The organism is Azospirillum griseum (genome assembly GCF_003966125.1).
GTDB lineage: Bacteria > Pseudomonadota > Alphaproteobacteria > Azospirillales > Azospirillaceae > Azospirillum > Azospirillum griseum.
In genome coordinates this window covers 2,719-4,485 of sequence record NZ_RXMA01000068.1, presented here as the reverse complement: position 1 = coordinate 4,485, position 1,767 = coordinate 2,719, and the positions used below count along the sequence as shown (strand labels likewise).

The 1,767-nt window shown below is 68.0% G+C and carries 1 protein-coding gene and 1 pseudogene; both read left to right on the top strand.

From position 1 onward, the window contains the following. A pseudogene (locus EJ903_RS27485) lies at positions 1-276 on the top strand (hypothetical protein); the annotation flags it as partial. 70 nt (positions 277-346) lie between these two features. Beyond that, a partial coding sequence (locus EJ903_RS27115; RefSeq protein WP_174237366.1) for an SWIM zinc finger family protein occupies positions 347-1,767 on the top strand: 1,421 nt, incomplete at its 3' end.

Below are 1,767 nucleotides of genomic sequence, written 5' to 3'. Positions count from 1 at the left end.
GGGATAACCGGTTCTTTGCGTCGGGCCATTCAGGGTCTCCTTCTGCTTCAGGATAACCCCGCCGAGCACGAAATTCCGGATAGTCCCGTCCTCGGACCGACGCTGTGCTTCCATACCGACCAAGCGCAGGCCGCCGAAACCGCCATCGGCACCGCCGCGCTCAACCCCATGCTCGACCTCGGACCCCCGAACTCCGTTCGTCTCACCGGATCGGCGGTGGGGCGGGGTGATCTCCGGAACTCGTCGCCTCGCTGCAACACGCCGACGCGGGCTTGACACCGCGCTCGCAGCCGCCAAAAAGGATGGGGCCTGTTGAACGGCGACCGGCCACAAGGACATCCGTCGCGTGATCCCCCTCTCGTCTCTCCAACGCCTCTTCGATGCGGCCACCTTCAGCCGGGGGGCCGCCTATCAGCGCGAAGGGCGGGTTTCCGCTCATCAGGCGCAGCGTTTGACGAACGGCGCAATCCGTCTGTCCGCGACCGTGCGGGGGTCGCACCGAATCCCCTACACGCAGATCATCCGGTTTCAGCGGACTGGCAACACGCTTTCGGCGCTTTCGGGCGAGTGCGATTGCCCGGTTGGCTTCAATTGCAAGCATGTCGCCGCCGCTTTGATCGCCTGGGTGTTGAGTTCCGACGAACCAACGGCACCGACGACGACGCGGCGCGTCCCGAGCGACCCCGAGTTTCCGCCGCCTCAAGCGGCGGTCCCCGCGCTGTCGCCGCCCTTGCAGGCGCTTTTGTCGCGGTTGAGTGACGCGGCGGCGATTGACGGTGGCGAGGTCTATCCTGAGACGGTGCGCAAGCGGCTTTTGTACGTGCTGCGGTTGGACGGCGGAGCGGGCGGTGCCGAGGCGGTGGTTCAACCGCTCTCCGTCTCCATCCGCAAGGACGGCACCTTTGGCGCGGACGAAAAACCTTATGGTTTCGAGCAGATTCGAAGCCTGGCGACTGTGAAGTTTGTGACCCCATCCGATCGGACCATCCTGATCAGCCTGGCCCAAAACACCCTGGCTGTGGCGGGGCGGCGCGACGAGGGCAGCGTGTTGCGGGGGGAGTGGAGCGGTTGGCTGGTCGAGCGGATGCTGAAAACCGGGCGGCTCTATTGGCAGGATTTCCGCGCCAACCCGCCGCTGCGCTCCGGCCCGACGCGACGTGGAACGGCCTGTTGGGTGGCGGACGAACGGGGACAGCAGCGGTTTTCCATTGCGCTGGACTCCCCCGCCGCGCTGACCCTGCCGACGACGCCGCTGCTCTATGTGGATCGCGAGAGCGGGGAGTGCGGCGTGGTCGAGGCCGACGTTCGTCCGCATCTGGCCGCCGCCCTGCTGTCCGCGCCGTCCGTGCCGCCGGGGGAGGTCGCCGCCTTTGTGGCCGGGGTGGAATCGCTCGGCCTGCCGCTGCCGACGCGCCCCGCCGCCCCGACGCAGACGGAAACCCGCCGCGTGACGCCGCGCCCGCTGTTGCGTCTGGGGCAAGCGACCCGGCCCTACACGCCCTACGCCTATGGCATGACCGTGTCGGATACGGTCGCGGTGGCGGCGTTGGGCTTTGACTATGGCGGACGACGCGTTGGTCTGGTGGAGGAGACGGGGCCGCTGCAATGGATGGAGAACGGGGTTCTCGTCACAGCGCCGCGCCAACCCAAGGCGGAGGCCGCCGCGTCCGCACGGCTGCGCCAAGCGGGCTTTGTCCTGAACGAGACGCCGCTCACCATCGGGCGTGGGCAGAGCGTGCGGCGGTGCCTGTTCGTGTCGCCGACCGA